General features: G+C 69.4%; 15 protein-coding genes. 9 read left to right on the top strand and 6 right to left on the bottom strand.

Annotated elements, in window-relative coordinates; all coding sequences use genetic code 11:
• Both G6N60_RS23445 and G6N60_RS23440 read left to right on the top strand, forming a co-directional pair.
• A complete protein-coding gene (locus tag G6N60_RS23445) occupies positions 1-444 on the top strand; it encodes a carboxymuconolactone decarboxylase family protein (protein ID WP_163741736.1) in 444 nt (147 codons plus the stop codon).
• Complete coding sequence (locus G6N60_RS23440; RefSeq protein WP_163741734.1) at positions 434-1660, top strand: hypothetical protein; 1227 nt, start codon at positions 434-436, stop codon at positions 1658-1660. The genes G6N60_RS23445 and G6N60_RS23440 overlap by 11 nt, the downstream gene beginning before the upstream one ends.
• 183 nt (positions 1661-1843) lie before the next feature.
• On the opposite strand, the gene G6N60_RS23435 is transcribed toward G6N60_RS23440, so the two are convergent.
• Positions 1844-2434 carry a TetR/AcrR family transcriptional regulator gene (locus G6N60_RS23435; RefSeq protein WP_163741733.1) on the bottom strand — a complete coding sequence of 197 codons (591 nt, stop codon included), beginning with the start codon at positions 2432-2434 and terminating at the stop codon, positions 1844-1846.
• Positions 2435-2449: 15 nt separating this feature from the next.
• Positions 2450-3691 carry a cytochrome P450 gene (locus G6N60_RS23430; RefSeq protein WP_163741731.1) on the bottom strand — a complete coding sequence of 414 codons (1242 nt, stop codon included), beginning with the start codon at positions 3689-3691 and terminating at the stop codon, positions 2450-2452.
• Between the two features lie 63 nt (positions 3692-3754).
• Here G6N60_RS23430 and purD point away from each other — a divergent pair, with 63 nt between their 5' ends.
• Complete coding sequence (purD, locus tag G6N60_RS23425) at positions 3755-5023, top strand: phosphoribosylamine--glycine ligase (RefSeq protein ID WP_163741729.1); 1269 nt, start codon at positions 3755-3757, stop codon at positions 5021-5023.
• On the opposite strand, the gene G6N60_RS23420 is transcribed toward purD, so the two are convergent.
• Positions 5020-5919, bottom strand: a complete 900-nt coding sequence (locus G6N60_RS23420; protein WP_372510993.1) for an alpha/beta hydrolase — start codon at positions 5917-5919, stop codon at positions 5020-5022. The genes purD and G6N60_RS23420 overlap by 4 nt on opposite strands.
• Before the next feature lie 82 nt (positions 5920-6001).
• On the opposite strand from G6N60_RS23420, the gene G6N60_RS23415 reads away from it, so the two are divergent.
• A complete protein-coding gene (locus tag G6N60_RS23415; protein ID WP_163741724.1) occupies positions 6002-6613 on the top strand; it encodes a TetR/AcrR family transcriptional regulator in 612 nt (203 codons plus the stop codon).
• Positions 6614-6652: 39 nt separating this feature from the next.
• Here G6N60_RS23415 and relZ read toward each other — a convergent pair whose 3' ends face one another.
• Complete coding sequence (gene relZ, locus G6N60_RS23410; protein WP_163741721.1) at positions 6653-8362, bottom strand: bifunctional ribonuclease/(p)ppGpp synthase; 1710 nt, start codon at positions 8360-8362, stop codon at positions 6653-6655.
• A gap of 40 nt (positions 8363-8402) precedes the next feature.
• Here relZ and purB point away from each other — a divergent pair, with 40 nt between their 5' ends.
• Entirely contained in the window at positions 8403-9821 is a 1419-nt protein-coding gene (gene purB / locus G6N60_RS23405) for an adenylosuccinate lyase (protein WP_163741718.1), read from the top strand.
• Between the two features lie 34 nt (positions 9822-9855).
• On the opposite strand, the gene G6N60_RS23400 is transcribed toward purB, so the two are convergent.
• Both G6N60_RS23400 and G6N60_RS23395 read right to left on the bottom strand, forming a co-directional pair.
• On the bottom strand, positions 9856-10749 hold the full coding sequence (locus tag G6N60_RS23400; RefSeq protein ID WP_163741716.1) for a type IV toxin-antitoxin system AbiEi family antitoxin domain-containing protein: 894 nt from the start codon (positions 10747-10749) through the stop codon (positions 9856-9858).
• 101 nt (positions 10750-10850) lie between these two features.
• A complete protein-coding gene (locus tag G6N60_RS23395; RefSeq protein ID WP_163741714.1) occupies positions 10851-11471 on the bottom strand; it encodes a hypothetical protein in 621 nt (206 codons plus the stop codon).
• A gap of 29 nt (positions 11472-11500) precedes the next feature.
• Between G6N60_RS23395 and G6N60_RS23390 the strand changes: the two genes are divergently transcribed.
• From G6N60_RS23390 to G6N60_RS23375, 4 genes are all read left to right on the top strand, one after another.
• Complete coding sequence (locus G6N60_RS23390; RefSeq protein ID WP_163741712.1) at positions 11501-12391, top strand: phosphoribosylaminoimidazolesuccinocarboxamide synthase; 891 nt, start codon at positions 11501-11503, stop codon at positions 12389-12391.
• Positions 12388-14496: a S9 family peptidase gene (locus G6N60_RS23385; RefSeq protein ID WP_163741710.1), complete on the top strand. Its 2109-nt coding sequence runs from the start codon at positions 12388-12390 to the stop codon at positions 14494-14496. Before G6N60_RS23390 ends, G6N60_RS23385 begins: the two co-directional genes overlap by 4 nt.
• On the top strand, positions 14493-14981 hold the full coding sequence (locus tag G6N60_RS23380) for a glutathione peroxidase (RefSeq protein WP_163741707.1): 489 nt from the start codon (positions 14493-14495) through the stop codon (positions 14979-14981). Before G6N60_RS23385 ends, G6N60_RS23380 begins: the two co-directional genes overlap by 4 nt.
• A 69-nt stretch (positions 14982-15050) precedes the next feature.
• Complete coding sequence (locus tag G6N60_RS23375) at positions 15051-15755, top strand: DUF2334 domain-containing protein (protein ID WP_163741705.1); 705 nt, start codon at positions 15051-15053, stop codon at positions 15753-15755.
• Positions 15756-15764: the final 9 nt, after the last annotated feature.

Genomic DNA, 15764 nt, shown 5'->3' with positions numbered 1-15764 from the left:
ATGGACGAGCAGCGCAAGAAGGGCCTCGAGAAGATGAACGAGGTCTACGGCTGGGAGATGCCGAACATCGAGGGCGATCCCTACTTCGACCTGACCGTCGACCACCTCTTCGGCTCGATCTGGACCCGCCCCGGTCTGTCGATGCGCGACAAGCGATTGCTCACCTTGGCGGCGGTGACGGCGCAGGGCCGCCAGGACCTCGGCGAGGTCCAGGTCAATGCGGCGCTGTTCAACGAGGAGTTCACCGAAGAGGAACTCAAGGAGGTCGCGATCTTCCTGACCCAGTACGTCGGCTTCCCGCTCGGCTCGGGGCTCAATGGCACCGTCAGCAAGGTGGTCGCCAAGCGCCGCAAGGCCGCCGAGAAGGGCGCGGGTGAGGACAAGAGGGCCAACGTCAACGCCGCCGTGAAGATGAATACGGGGACGTCGCTCGATGACGAGTAGGTACGCTGCGCTGACGCGTGCCGAATTGGCCACGCTGGTACCGGAATTGCTGCTGATCGGTCAGCTGATCGATCGCTCCGGCATGGCGCACTGCATCAGCGCGTGGGGTCGCGACGAGATGCTGCAGATCGCGATCGAGGAGTGGGCGGCGTCCAGCCCGCTGTACACGCGGCGGATGCAGAAGGCGCTGAACTACGAGGGCGTCGACATCTTCACGCTCTTCAAGGGGCTGCAGCTCGACATCGGTGCGCCACCGCAATTCATGGACTTCCGGTACACCGTGCACGACCGGTGGCACGGCGAGTTCCACCTCGACCACTGCGGTGCGCTGCTCGACGTCGAGCCGATGGGCGAGGACTACGTCCACGGCATGTGCCACGACATCGAGGACCCGACGTTCGACGCCACCGCGCTCGCCACCAACCGCAAGGCCCAGGTGCGCCCGATCCATCGGCCACCGCGCGTGCCCGCCGGTCGCACCCCGCACTGCGCGTGGACGGTCATCATCGACGAGTCCTACCCCGAGGTGCCGTTCATCCCGGCGATGGACGTCGTCGCCGCGAGCCGAGCGCACGCGTGCGAGCTGGACCCGATCGATCCCTCCGACGAGGGAAATGCCGACTACTCGGGCGAGCTGCTCGCCGACGTCGACTTCGGCGCCTTCTCCCACTCGGCCCTCGTGCGCATTGCCGACGAGGTCTGCCTGCAGATGCACCTCCTGGTGCTGTCGTTCACCCTCGCCGTCCGCGCTCGCGCGAAGGACGATGTGGCGCTTGAGGAGTCGATCCGCACCAAGCAGCTGATCGGCATCGCCGGGGTGGCCGCCGAGCGCATTCACCGGGCGCTCCACCTGCCCGGTAGCGTCGAGGGCGCGCTGCGCGTGCTCGAACTGCACCCGCTGCTGAACCCGGCGGCCTACGTCACGGCTGACATCGGTCCCACCGCCATCCACGTGCGCCCGTCGCCGGCCTACGAGGATGGCTCCTGGATCTCGCTGGTGTCCCCGGCGTCGGACACGCCGCTGCAGGCCATCGTGCAGGCCGTCGATCCGCGCCTGCGGGCGGAGGTGACGGGTACCGCCTCGGACTGGACCGTGCGCGTGATCGAGACCGATACGCCCGCGAAGGAGCTCGGCGAGGTGGCCGTGACGAAGTTCTCCGGCGGTGCGTCGTGGGTGTTCGAGCACCGAAAGTCGTTGCCGCTCACCGTGGTCTGACCGTTCCCTCGGGGGCGTGGAAGCGGCCGCTGCGTCCTCGGCGCGGGTGTGGCCCTGGGAGTCGTCACCATTCGTTGACGGCGTCGGACGCTTCACCCTTGGTCAGGTCCCCCCGGCCCCGGCCCCGTCGCCCTGGGAGTCGTCACCATTCGTTGACGGCGAATGCACGTGGCTCAGGTGATTTTAGGTCAGCGCCCCGCCCACCCACCGGCGCAGATAGTTGCGCAGGTCGGCACCCGTGCGCGGCGGACGACCGGGGTCGATGACGAACGACTGGATGATCCGCAGCAGATGTTCGGCGAGCTCGTCGAGCTCGTCGTCGACGAATCCCGCTGCCGCCCAATCGACGTCGAAGCGGCGGATCATCGCGTTGGCGAAGCGCAGCGCCACGTCCGACGTGACCGACGCGGTGTGTTCGTCGGCCTTGCCCGGCGCCACCAGCAGACCGATGTGCTTGTCCTTCGGCAACCATTCCAGCGCGGTGGCGATGGCCTCGGTGACGGCGCCGACGGGATCGGTGATGCCGTGCAGGTGGTCGGCGAGCCGGTCGAGGAAGTCGTCGGCCGCGTGGACGGCCGCGGCGACCAGCAGCGCGTCCGTGCTGGGGAAGTAGCGGTAGACGGTCTGACGGGTGACGCCTAGCGTGCGGGCGACGTCCGCGATGCCCACGTCGGCGCCCCGTTCGTCGATCGCGCTACCGGCGGCAGCGAGAATGCGCGCAACGGCCTCGTCGTCCGTTGCCGGGGCCGAGCCGGACCAGCCATGGGTGCGCACACCCCAGAGCCTAGTTCAGCCCCGATAGGAGACCGCGAGTTCCTTGACGCCGTTGATCCACCCCGACCGAAGCCGCTGCGGCTCGGCCACTTTGGCGATGTCGGGAACCTGACGGGCGAGCTCGTCGAAGATCAGCTTGATCTCCATGCGCGCGAGGTTCGCACCGATGCAGAAGTGGGCGCCGTTGCCGCCGAAGCTCAAGTGCGGGTTGGGGTTTCGCAGGACATCGAACTCGAACGGCCGGTCGAACACCGTCTCGTCGAAGTTGGCGGAGCTGTAGAACAGGCCGGCCCGGTCGCCCTCGCGGATCGTCGCACCCCCGAGTTCGACGTCGCGCAAAGCGGTGCGCTGGAAGCAGTGCACCGGGGTGGCCCACCGGACGATCTCGTCGACCGCGGTGGCGGGCCGGTCACGCTTGAACAGCTCCCACTGGTCGGGGTTGTCGAAGAACGCGTTCATGCCGTGCGTCATGGCGTTGCGGGTGGTCTCGTTGCCCGCGACCGCGAGCAGGATGACGAAGAAGGCGAACTCGACGTCGCCGAGCGCCTCTCCCGCGTCGGCCCCGAGGTCGGCCTGGATCAGCCGGGTGACGATGTCGTCGGCCGGGCAGCGCCGACGCTCCTCGGCCATGGCGTACGCGTAGCCCATCAGCTCGGCGTTGGCGACCGTGGGATCGGAGTCGAAGTCGGGGTCGTCGGTGTTCATGATGCTATTGGTCCAGCGAAACAGCTTGTCGCGGTCGGCTTCTGGGACACCGATCAGGTCCGCGATCGCCAGCAGGGGGAGCTTGGTCGCGACGTCGTCGACGAAGTTGCCACCGCCCTGGGCCGCGGCCTCGGCGACGATGTCTCGTGCGGCCGCCGCCAGCTTCTCCTCCAGCGCGGCCACGGCGCGCGGGGTGAACAGCCGCGAGATGATCCTGCGCAGCCGGGTGTGCTCGGGCGCATCGTGGTTGATCAGCAGGGCCTTGGTCAGGTCGAGTTGCTCGGCGGTCACGCCGTCGGGCAGTCGCATCACCGCGCCCTTGCGGTTGGTCGACCACAGCTCGCCGTTGCGCGAGATGGACTTGACGTCCTCGTGGCGCGTGATCGCCCAGTAGCCGCCGTCGCCGAAGATCGACTCCTGCTGGCGCACCCACGACACGGGCGCGGTCCTGCGCAGTTCGGCGAATTCGGCGACCGGGATGCCCCGGAGCAGGACGTCGGGGTCGGTGAAGTCGTACCCGGAGTCGAACGGGCAGCCAGTGGTCGTCGTCACACTGAGACCATACACCGCTGCGATATGTGTATGCCCGTAGTCGAAGGTTTAGGGTGATGATCCGTGCGCGTCCTCGTAATCGGATCCGGTGCCCGTGAACATGCGCTCCTGCTCGCGCTGCGGCGCGACCCCGAGGTCGACGCCCTGGCGGTGGCACCCGGCAACGCGGGCACGGCAGCGGTCGCCGAGCAGTACGACGTCGACGTCACCGCTGGTGACGACGTCGTCGCCCTCGCCAAGCGGTTTGCTGCCGACCTCGTCGTGATCGGCCCCGAGGTGCCCCTGGTGCTCGGCGTGGCCGACGCCGTGCGCGCCGCGGGCATCGCCTGCTTCGGCCCGTCGCGCGACGCCGCCCGCATCGAGGGCGCGAAGTCCTTCGCCAAGGACGTCATGGAGGCGGCCGGGGTGCGCACGGCCCGAAGCGAGATCATCGACAACCCGGCGCGTCTGGACGCGACCCTCGACCGGTTCGGACCGACGGCGGGCGACCCGGCCTGGGTGGTCAAGGACGACGGCTTGGCCGCGGGCAAGGGCGTGGTGGTGACGGCGGACCGGGAGGCGGCCCGCGCGCACGCCGCCAGCCTGCTCGACTCGGGCCACCCGGTGCTGCTCGAATCGTTCCTCGACGGGCCCGAGGTGTCGCTGTTCTGCGTCGTGGACGGCGAGACCGTCGTCCCGCTGCTGCCCGCGCAGGACTTCAAGCGCGTCGGTGACGGCGACACCGGGCCCAACACCGGCGGGATGGGCGCCTACACGCCGCTGCCGTGGCTGCCGCCGGAGGTGTTGACCGCAATCGTCGAGCATGTCGTCAAACCCGTTGCCGCCGAAATGGTCTCGCGGGGATGCCCCTTCTCCGGCCTGCTCTACGCCGGGCTGGCCATCACCTCGCGCGGCCCCGCCGTCGTCGAATTCAACTGCCGCTTCGGCGATCCCGAGACCCAGGCCGTGCTGGCGCTCTTGGACAGCCCACTCGGGCAGCTGCTGCTGGCCGCCGCCACGGGCGACCTCGCGGCGCAACCGCCACTGCAGTGGAGCGACGGCGCCGCGGTGGCCGTGGTGCTGGCCGCCGAGAACTACCCCGGCAGGCCCCGCGTCGGCGACGTCATCGCCGGTTCCGAGGCACCGGGGGTGCTGCATGCCGGCACCGCCAGGCGTGACGACGGCGCGGTCGTATCCTCGGGCGGCCGGGTGCTGTCGGTCGTCGGCACCGGTGCCGATCTGACCGCCGCCCGCGCGGCGGCCTATGACGTCATCGGCTCGATCAAGCTGCCCGGCAGCCACTTTCGCACCGACATCGGGCTGGACGCCGCCGAGGGACGGATCGGCGTCTAGGTCGTCAGAATCGGTGCCAGCCAACTGATCTCGGCCGGCAGCTGCGAACTCCAGAAGGCACCGTCGTGCCCGCCGGGGGAGAACCCTCCCGAGGGCGGCGTCGGCAACTGCGCGATGAACTGCTTGGTGGCCGAGTAGAACGGATCGCTGTCACCGCAGTCGATTCGGATGGGGATCGCGCCCAGATTGGGCTGTCCCCAGACGCTGTTGGCGGCGTAGTCGTCCGCGCCGTCGAACGCACCGGGCGCCGCCGCGCCGGAGGACGTCCACAGCGCAGGGCTCACCGCGCAGATGGCGGCCGTACGGGCGGGACCCAGTCGCGAGCCGAGCAGGAGGGCGCCGTAACCGCCCATCGACCAGCCGAGGAAGCCGACCCGCGACGTGTCCAAGCCCTGCCCGCCCAGCATCGGGATCAGCTCGTCGAGCACCATCGCGCCGGCGTCCTCGCCCGATGCCCGCTTGTGCCAATACCCTCCACCGCCGTCGACGGCGACGACCGCGAACGGCGGGATGCCCGCCGCCACGGCCTGGGCGAGTCCGTCCTCGACGCCGCCCGCCATCACCCCGGCGGCGTCCTGCCCCTTGCCGTGGAGCGCGATGACCGGTCGCAGCGGTGCGGTCTGGCCCGGCGGCCGGGCGATCGCCCAGTTCGTGTCGATCCCACCCCGGGCCGCCGAGACGAACGATCCGGTGACGTACGTCGGCGCGGGAGCGGCCGGCGGCGGGGCCAGGGGTGGGGGCGGGGCCAGTGGTGCGCCGACGCTCGTCATCGCGACGGGAGGAGCCGACGACGCCGGCTCGCGGAAGGTGGGTCCGAGCGCCACCGCGCCCGCGGCACCCGCTGCCGCGCCGACGCCGAGTCGCAGAATCGCGCGGCGACTCAGCTGTCCAGACACGAGCGCCATCATGCCATCGCCCAAATGAGGAGACTCCTCAGGTTGTCGGAAAGGGCTATGCCGAACTGCGCTTGCTGGCACCATGCAAGGCGTGACGGCAGCAGTCACCCCGAAGGGTGAAAGGCGACGGTACGCGCTGGTCAGTGCGGCCGCCGATCTGCTTTGCGAAGGCGGCTTCGACGCCGTCCGCCACCGCGCCGTGGCCCGCCGCGCCGGGCTGCCACTGGCGTCCACGACGTACTACTTCTCCTCCCTGGACGACCTCGTGGAACGGGCCGTGGAACACGTCGGGCTCCGCGAAGCCGAGTTGCTCGACTCCCGCGTCGCCGCGCTGTCGCGGCGCCGCCGGGGCGCGGAGTCCACGGCCGACGTACTCGTCGATCTGCTCGTCGGCGACGGCCCCGGCACCCGGGTGTCCGAACAGTTGATCTCCCGCTACGAGCGCTACATCGCCTGCGCCCGACAGCCGGGTCTGCGCGACGTTCAGCGTCGCATCATGAAGCAGCGCACGCAGGCCGTCGTCGAGGTGGTCGAGCGGTCGGGACGCTGCGTGCGCGCCGAGGCGATGACGGCGCTGGTGTGCGCGGTCGACGGCGCGGTCGTCGCATCTCTGGTCGGCGTTGGGGACGGTCCCCGCGCGACGGCCCGCGCGACGCTCGTCGACGTCATCGACGTGCTGGCCCCCTTCGGCTGACCGGCGTTCAAAGACCCTGTGCTGCAACCGATTCGACTGCTAGCCTGACAGCTTCTCGAGCCGGGCCTGCAGCTGGCTGACCCGATGCTCGTTGCCCGTCAGCGCCACGTAGCGCTCGCCGAACTTCGCCAGCAGCGCATCATCGAGGCGGCGGACGGCGCCCGCCGGATAGCGGTAGTCCATCTTGGCGTTGACGGCGTCGGTGTCGAGTCCGGTGAGCAACTCGTCGAGATCGTCGAGGGAATCGATGCCCAACTCCAGGAGCAAACCCGAGATCCACGCATAGTGGTCGGTGCGCGACCATCCCGCGTCGGGGAAGCGGTTGCCGAGGTAGGTGGCGAGGACCGGCGTCCCGATGCGCGGATCGCTGGACTGCTCGGACCGCTGCGCCGGCGGTGAGGACTTCAACCGCTCGCGGATCGCGCTGAATTCGCGGTCGGCCAACTCCAGCAACCCGGCGGCCAGCGTGAAGCGACGGTCGAGGTCGGGGGCGTCCTCCTCGGGGATCGAGCCCTTGTAGCGGATGTCGTGCTCGAACTCCGCCCAGGCGTGCTGAAGTACCGTGCGCACTTGGATCGAGGCCGGTTGCTGCTCACCCTCGACGGCGACCAGCAGATGACGGCTGGCGTACCCCCACCGGCCTTCGCGCGCCGTCTCCTGGCCCATGTCACGGTCGTCGAGCAGCTGCATCTCCTCGGCCAGCAAATTGGCGACCGTCGTGACGTCGTCGCGCAGGAACGTGATCACCCGCAGCCCGATCAGGTCGGTGATCTCCGACAGCGGATCGGCGAACAGGCGCCTGCCGTCGACGCTGCGGTCGGCCTTCTCGGCGAACGACGCGACGGTCTTCGTGCGGGCCGTGACGTCGAGGTAGTTGATGCCCGCGTCGTCGAGCAGCGTCGTCACCAGGGCCAGGTAGCGGTCGGTGGCCCCCAGCAGACCCGGGCGCCGATCGACGTACTGTGCGATGGCGTCGCGCACCGCGCCCGGGGTCGGCTCCGGCGGCGCGGGGCTGAGGTCCGGCGGCAGCGTCGGCGTGATCGTGGCGCCCGACTCGGCGTCGCCGTACACCGTGACGTCATCCGGCCTGCGGGTCGCGAACAGCGCCACGTACGCGCAGACCACGGCGTCGACGGGATCCTCGGCGCGGCGCAGTTCGCTCTTGCGTTCGGCGGTCTCCACCAGTCGGCGCAGCTCGATCCAGCCGTCGTGGTCGGCCACCCGCAGCGGCGGCGTGGCGTGCGCCAGCGTCTCGACCAGGTCCATCAGGCGCAGCAGCTCCGAACGCAGCTGAGCGAAGGTGCGGCCCGGCTTGGACTTGTACTTCAGCGTGCGGCCGAGTCGGAACAGCGCGATCGTCGCGGGGTGCGGGTACACCTCGATGGCCCGCCGGCCGGACTGCGAGAACGGGTCGATGTCCAGGTCCAGGGCGGCGGCGAGCCGGGCCGCTCGCGGCAGACTCGCGAACTCGGGTTTGCCGGTGTTGGTGGGATGGGCGCCCGCCTCGAACTTGGCGAAGTCGCGGTTGAGCGCCGCCTCGCTGGGTCGCTGGCCGGTCGGGTTGTTCACCACCAGGGGCGCGTCGAAGGCGACCAGGCAGTCGCCCTGCACGTAGGGCGCCACGGCCGCCCTGATGCTGGGGTCGTCCTGCGCGATGCCGAGGTAGACCAGCGCACCCGCATCGTCGACGACGGCGACGCCCGTGGGTTTGCGCTCCCCCCACGCGAGGTCGAGTCCGACGAAGTGCACGGGACCAGCTTGCCTCAGCCGGGTCGTAAGCTGTGCATTCGTGACGATTCCGAATGTCCTGGCCAACCGCTATGCCAGCGAGGAGATGGTGGCCATCTGGTCACCCGAGGCCAAGATCGTCGCCGAACGGCGGCTGTGGATCGCCGTACTCCGCGCGCAGGCCCAGTTGGGCGTCGCGGTGCCCGACGGCGTGATCGCCGACTACGAACGGGTTCTCGACCACGTCGACCTGGCCTCGATCAACGAGCGCGAACGCGTCACGCGCCACGACGTCAAGGCGCGCATCGAGGAGTTCAACGCACTCGCCGGGCACGAACACGTGCACAAGGGCATGACGAGCCGCGACCTCACCGAGAACGTCGAGCAACTGCAGATCCGGCGTTCGCTCGAGCTGGTGCACGCCCACGGGGTGGCCGTCGTCGCGCGGCTGGCGTCGCGGGCGTCGCAGTACCGCGACGTCGTGATGGCGGGTCGGTCGCACAACGTGGCGGCGCAGGCGACGACGCTCGGCAAGCGGTTCGCGTCGGCGGCGGAGGAGACGCTCGTCGCGCTGCTGCGCATCGAGGAGCTGATCGACCGTTACCCGCTGCGCGGCATCAAGGGCCCGATGGGCACGGCCCAGGACATGCTCGACCTGTTCGACGGGGACACCGAGCGGCTGGCCGCCCTGGAGGATCGCGTCGCCGAATTCTTGGGCTTCGCAAGCGGATTCGTCAGCGTCGGGCAGATCTACCCGCGCTCGCTGGACCACGACGTGCTCTCCGCGCTGGTTCAGCTCGGCGCCGGACCGTCGTCGCTGGCGCACACCATCCGGTTGATGGCGGGCCACGAACTCGTCACCGAGGGCTTCGCGCCGGGCCAGGTCGGATCGTCGGCGATGCCGCACAAGATGAACTCGCGGTCCTGCGAACGCGTCAACGGGCTGCAGGTCGTACTGCGCGGGTACGCCTCGATGGCCGCGGAACTGGCCGGCGCGCAATGGAATGAGGGCGACGTCTTCTGCTCGGTCGTCCGACGGGTCGCGCTGCCCGACGCGTTCTTCGCCATCGACGGCCAGATCGAGACGTTCCTGACGGTGCTCGACGAATTCGGCGCCTACCCCGCGGTGATCCAGCGCGAACTCGACCGCTACCTGCCGTTCCTGGCCACCACGCGCATCCTCATCGCGGCGGTGCGCGCCGGCGTCGGACGCGAGACGGCACACGAGGTCATCAAGGAGCACGCGGTCGCGGTGGCCCTGGCGATGCGTGAAAGGGGTTCGGAGCCAGACCTTCTCGATCGATTGGCGGCCGACCCGCGACTGCCCCTCGACCGCGCGGCCCTTGATGCGGCGCTCGCCGATCGCGCGGCCTTCACCGGCGCGGCGGCCGCCCAGGTCGACACGGTCGTCGCGGCGGTCGACGAGCTGGTGGCCCGCTATCCCGACGCGGCCAAGTACACGTCGGGCTCCATCCTCTAGGGATTTCGGCGCGGTTTCGCTCGCGTCTCGGGCGTTAGCGCGCCGAAATCGCGCGCCTAACTTCTGCGAGCACCCGCTCCGGATACTCGGTCAGATCGAGCCACGTAAATCTGAGCACCTGGAAGCCCGCCAGCGCGATGGCGTTCTGCTTGATGCGGTCGTGCTGAAAGTCGTCGCTGGCGCTATGGAAGGCGAACCCGTCGATCTCCACGGCCAGTCTCTCAGCGCGAAACACGAAGTCCACTTCGTAGCCCGCTACGCGGGCTACGAAGTCCACTTCGTAGCCCGCTACGCGCTGATTCGCCGTCCAGCCGGTGATGCCGGCCTTCGTCAGCAGCCGCTTGAAGAGGCGCTCGGCTTCCGACTTCGCCCCGCCCTCGGCGGCGTGGAGGAGACGGCGTGCCGCAGGCGACCCGTAGCGACCCTTGTTACGCACATGAGCTGCCCACAGCGGCTGCAACTCGGTGTGTCGTCGAAGGGCAGCATCGACGAGGGCGGGGCCGCCTCCACGCCGGACGGCCGCTTCGATGACCGTCAGCGGTAGTGCCGTCACCCGCAATCCACGTCGCTCGACGACGTCGGTTCGGACGAGGTCTCGCCGCCGTACGCGACAGCCCGCTCGGCTACGACCGTGACTGTTGCGGGGCATCGTCACTTCGACGACGTGGGGCGCGAACGTGGTCAGCGAGTGCCAATAGGCCGCCGCCAGCCCGCTCGCGGCAGCGCGATCACCGTGACCCCAGACCGCGGCACGAATGCGCGCGGCGTCGGTGAAGGGGCGGTCGTCGACGAAGTACACCCCGCGAGAGCATCGTCGCCAGTGACCGGACTGAACCCGTCGCCGGACGGCCTTCTCGCTCAGCCCCACCCGCAGGGCCTGGGCGAGGGTGATGACCCCATCGTGGTGACGTACGTGATCGTCGAGCATGCGGTTTGGACGGTGGGGCTAGCGCACACGGTTCCTTCAACGGCGACTTCGGCGCGGTTCCGGACCTACGAGGGCGGGAAGCGCGCCCAAATCGCAGCGAGTCAGGAACGTCGGCGGGCGACCCCCGAGCTCCGCAGCTCCAGGTTGGCCAGCCCCCGGATCGCGATCGCATCCTCGCGGCGCCAGGCACCGACGGGATCGATGCTCACCGCCGCGAGCTTGGCCAGTGGCCGGTTGGCCAGCGCGCGCAACGCCAGGAGTTGTTCGCCCGCCGGGGTCGCGGCCAGCGTGAGCACCATCCACTTGCGCCGAAAGAATCGAATCCGCAACGCCAGCCACGGCAGCGCGATGAACAGGATCGGCGGGGCCGCGACGGCGATGCCCAGGACGATCGCCAGCCAGGACGCCGTGGTGTCCAGGCTGTGGCCGGCCCCGGCGATGTCGAGCGCGGCCCGGCTCGCCGCGCGCAACGGCTTGCTCAGCTCGTCGCCGAACACCGGAAAGCCCGCGGTGCTGTCACCGGCGGAGTTCAGATTGCGCGAGACGCCGGTGGCGCCGTCGTTCACCTGCCTGCCCACCTCGGCGATCGAGTCGACCGCGGTGTGCACGGCCAGCCCGACCAGCACCCACGCAAACGACCACAGCACGACGACGACGTCGCTGGTCAATTGCGCGAGCAGTCGGCCGGGGGTGGTGGCGTACGGGACGTAGCGAGAGCTCATCCCCCGATCCCAGCAGATAGTCTGACCCGATGCGTCCAGCTCTGACCGACTATCACCATCTGGCCAGCGGCAAGGTTCGTGAGCTCTACCAGATCGACGCAGACCACCTGCTGTTCGTGGCCAGCGACCGCATCTCCGCCTACGACCACATCCTGGACAGCCACATCCCCGACAAGGGCCGCATCCTCACCGCGATGAGCGTGTTCTTCTTCGACTTCCTCGACGCGCCGAATCATCTGGCGGGCCCGCCCGACGACGAGCGGATCCCCGAGGAGGTCCTCGGCCGCGCGCTGGTGGTCCGGCGGCTGCAGATGATGCCCGTCGAGTGCGTGGCGCGCGGCTACCTCACGGGGTCGGGCATCGTCGACTATCGCGCGACGGGCCGGGTGTGCGGCATCGAGCTGCCGGCGGGGTTGACCGAGGCCAGCAAGTTCGCCGAGCCGCTGTTCACCCCCGCCACGAAGGCCGAGTTGGGCGAGCACGACGAGAACGTCAGCTACGAGGCCGTCGCCGAGCTGGTCGGCGACGAGCATGCCGCGCAGCTGCGCGACCTCACCCTGCAGATCTATCGGCAGGCCGCCGAGCATGCGCTGAGCAAGGGAATCATCATCGCCGACACCAAGTTCGAGTTCGGTGTCGACGTCGACGGTCAGATGGTGCTCGCCGACGAGGTGTTCACCCCCGACTCGTCGCGGTACTGGCGGGCCGACGCCTACCAGGAGGGCGTCGTGCAGGAGAGCTTCGACAAGCAGTTCGTCCGCAACTGGCTGACCGGGCCGGAATCCGGCTGGGACCGGCACGGCGACGCGCCGCCCCCACCGCTGCCCCGGGACGTCATCGAGGCCACCAGGGCGCGTTACATCGAAGCGTACGAACGTATTTCGGGTTTGCAATTCACTGACTGGATCGGAGCCACATGAGCGGTGCCCCGCCGATTGCCAAGCGTGTCGAGCACCGTCGCGAGCACCACGGCGACGTGTTCATCGACCACTACGAATGGCTGCGGGACAAGTCCAACCCCGAGGTGATCTCGTACCTGGAGGCCGAGAACGCCTACGCCGACGAGCAGACCGACGCGCTGGCGCCGCTGCGGCAGAAGATCTTCGACGAGATCAAGGCCCGCACCAAGGAGACCGACCTGTCGGTGCCGACCCGCCGCGGGGCGTGGTGGTACTACGGCCGCAGCGTCGAAGGCAAGCAGTACGGCATCCACTGCCGCTGTCCCGTCGCCGATCTCGACGACTGGACGCCGCCCGTCCTCGACGAGAACGCCGACGTCCCCGGCGAACAGGTCCTGCTCGACGAGAACGTCGAAGCGGAGGGACACGAGTTCTTCTCCCTCGGCGCGGCCTCGATCAGCATCGACGGCCACACTCTCGCCTTCTCCGTCGACGTCGTCGGTGACGAGCGATACACCCTGCGGTTCAAGGACTTGCGCACCGGCGAGCTGTACGACGACACCATCGTCGGCATCGGCTCCGGCGCGACGTGGGCGGCCGACGACCACACCATCTACTACGTCACGGTGGACGACGCCTGGCGCCCGGACACCGTGTGGCGCCACCGCCTCGGATCGGGCCAACCCGGCGAGAGGGTCTACCACGAACCCGACGAGCGGTTCTGGGTCGGCGTCGGACGCTCGCGCAGCAACAAGTACGTGTTCATCGCGTCGGGCAGTTCGGTGACCACGGAGATGCTGTACGCCGACGCCGCCGACGGCGACGCCGAATTCGTCTCGATCCTGCCGCGTCGCGAGGGCGTCGAGTACTCCGTCGAGCACGCCGTGGTCGGTGGCGAGGACCGGTTCCTGATCCTGCACAACGACGGCGCGGAGAACTTCACCCTCGTCGAGGCTCCGGTCGCCGAACCCACTGCCTTCCACACGCTGATCGCGCACCGCGGGGACGTCCGCCTCGACGGTGTCGACGCGTTCGCCGGTCACTTCGTCGTCAGTTACCGCAGTGACGCACTGCCGCGAATTCAGTTGTGGCCCATCGGTTCTGACGGCAGCTATGGCACGCCGGAGGAGATCACCTTCGAGACCGAGCTGACGTCGTCCGGCCTGTCCGGCAACCCGAACTGGTCGGCGCCGGTGCTGCGCGTGGGGACGACGTCGTTCATCGTGCCGGTGCGCATCTACGACATCGACCTCGAAACGGGCGAGCGGACGCTGCTGCGCGAGCAGGCCGTGCTCGGCGACTACCGGCCGCACGACTACGTGGAGTGCCGGGACTGGGCCGTCGCCCCCGACGGCACCCGGGTCCCGGTGTCGATCGTCCACCGCGCGGGACTGGAGTTTCCGGCGCCGACGCTGCTCTACGGGTACGGCGCCTACGAGTCGTGCGAGGATCCGCGCTTCTCCATCGCGCGGCTGTCGCTGCTCGACCGTGGCATGGTCTTCGCCGTCGCGCACGTGCGGGGCGGTGGCGAGATGGGCAGGCCGTGGTACGAGCACGGCAAGATGCTCGAGAAGAAGAACACCTTCACCGACTTCATCGCGGTCGGCGCGCACCTGGTCGGCACCGACGTCACGCGGCCGGAGCAGCTGGTCGCGATGGGTGGTAGCGCCGGCGGGTTGCTGATGGGTGCGGTCGCGAACATGGCGCCGGACCTCTTCGCGGGCATCCTGGCGCAGGTGCCGTTCGTCGACGCCCTCACCACGATCCTCGACCCGTCGCTACCGCTGACCGTCACCGAATGGGACGAGTGGGGCAACCCGCTGGCCAACGAGGACGTCTACCACTACATGAAGTCCTACACCCCGTATGAGAACGTCGACGCCAAGGACTATCCCGCCATCCTGGCCATGACGTCGCTCAACGACACCAGGGTCTTCTACGTCGAGCCAGCGAAATGGGTTGCCGCGCTTCGGCATAGCAAGACCGACGACCACCCGGTGCTGCTGAAGACCGAGATGAGCGCGGGCCACGGTGGCATCAGCGGACGGTACGAGCGCTGGAAGGAGGCGGCATTCATGTACGCCTGGGTGCTGGCCACCGCAGGCGGGGTAGCGTCGGGCGCATGAGCCTCACCGACATCCCCCTGACCACCCTCGACGGCCGGTCGACCTCACTGGCCGAATACGCCGACAGCGCAGTGCTTCTCGTCAACGTGGCGTCCAAGTGCGGGCTCACGCCGCAGTACACCGCCCTGGAGCAGCTGGCCAAGGACTACCGCGACCGCGGGCTCGTGGTGATCGGCGTGCCCTGCAATCAGTTCATGGGTCAGGAACCGGGCACTGCCGAGGAGATCCAGGAGTTCTGCTCCACCACCTACGGCGTGACCTTCCCGCTGCTCGCCAAGACCGACGTCAACGGCGCCGACCGGCACCCGCTGTACGCCGAGCTCGTGCAGACCGCCGACGCCGACGGTACCGCGGGTGACGTGCAGTGGAACTTCGAGAAGTTCCTGCTGGCGCCCGGTGGCCGGGTCGTCAAGCGGTTCCGGCCCGCCACGGTGCCCGACGCGCCCGAGGTCGTCGACGCGATCGAAGCGGTCCTGCCCAGCTAACCCCGAAAAGCCATCTGGCGCCCACGTGTCAGACACCTCGTGCACACCTGACGTTGCCATACTGGTTGCGTGGCTGGAGAACTGATCGTCTCGATCTCCGGAATCAAGGACCGCACGCTCGCCGACGTCGCGGCCTTCCGCGACGAACTCGCCGAACGCGGCGTCCCCGCGTCGTACCTGGTGGCCCCTCGGCTGAAGGGCGGCTACCGACTCGACCGCGACGCCGACACCGTCGAGTGGCTGACCGCGCGCCGCGCCGACGGTGACGCCGTCGTCCTGCACGGATACGACGAGGCGGCCACCAAGAAGCGCCGCGGCGAGTTCGCCGCGCTGCCTGCCCACGAGGCCAACCTGCGGCTGATGGGCGCCGACCGGGTCCTCGAGCATCTGGGTCTGCGGACGCGGTTGTTCGCCGCACCCGGTTGGACGGTGTCGCAGGGCACGCTGACGGCGCTGCCGCGCAACGGCTTTCGCCTCGTCGCCGAGCTCGGCGGCATGACGGACCTGGTGCGCGGAACGACGGTCCGGGCCCGTGTCGTCGGCATCGGCGAGGGGTTCCTCACAGAGGCCTGGTGGTGCCGCACCCTGGTGCTGTCGGCCGAACGCACCGCGCGGCGGGCCGGAACCGTCCGGATCGCCGTGGCTGCCACGCAGCTGCGCCGCTCGGGACCGCGGCAGGCGATGCTCGACGCGATCGACCTCGCTCTGCTCCACCACCGTGCGCCCGCGGTGTACCGCTGGGAGCCACAGCCCGCGCTGACAGACGCCGCCTAAGCACGACGG

This window comes from Mycolicibacterium madagascariense, from assembly GCF_010729665.1.
Classification (GTDB): Bacteria; Actinomycetota; Actinomycetes; order Mycobacteriales; family Mycobacteriaceae; genus Mycobacterium; species Mycobacterium madagascariense.
Note: the sequence above shows the minus strand (reverse complement) of the source record. Positions and strands in the feature narration are given on the sequence as shown.

Coding starts and splice junctions, on each gene's coding strand:
- G6N60_RS23445 (WP_163741736.1), top strand. CDS start 1: ATGGACGAGCAGCGCAAGAAGGGCCTCGAGAAGATGAACGAGGTCTAC.
- G6N60_RS23440 (WP_163741734.1), top strand. CDS start 434: ATGACGAGTAGGTACGCTGCGCTGACGCGTGCCGAATTGGCCACGCTG.
- G6N60_RS23415 (WP_163741724.1), top strand. CDS start 6,002: ATGCAAGGCGTGACGGCAGCAGTCACCCCGAAGGGTGAAAGGCGACGG.
- G6N60_RS23400 (WP_163741716.1), bottom strand. CDS start 10,749: ATGCTCGACGATCACGTACGTCACCACGATGGGGTCATCACCCTCGCC.
- G6N60_RS23395 (WP_163741714.1), bottom strand. CDS start 11,471: ATGAGCTCTCGCTACGTCCCGTACGCCACCACCCCCGGCCGACTGCTC.
- G6N60_RS23390 (WP_163741712.1), top strand. CDS start 11,501: ATGCGTCCAGCTCTGACCGACTATCACCATCTGGCCAGCGGCAAGGTT.
- G6N60_RS23385 (WP_163741710.1), top strand. CDS start 12,388: ATGAGCGGTGCCCCGCCGATTGCCAAGCGTGTCGAGCACCGTCGCGAG.
- G6N60_RS23380 (WP_163741707.1), top strand. CDS start 14,493: ATGAGCCTCACCGACATCCCCCTGACCACCCTCGACGGCCGGTCGACC.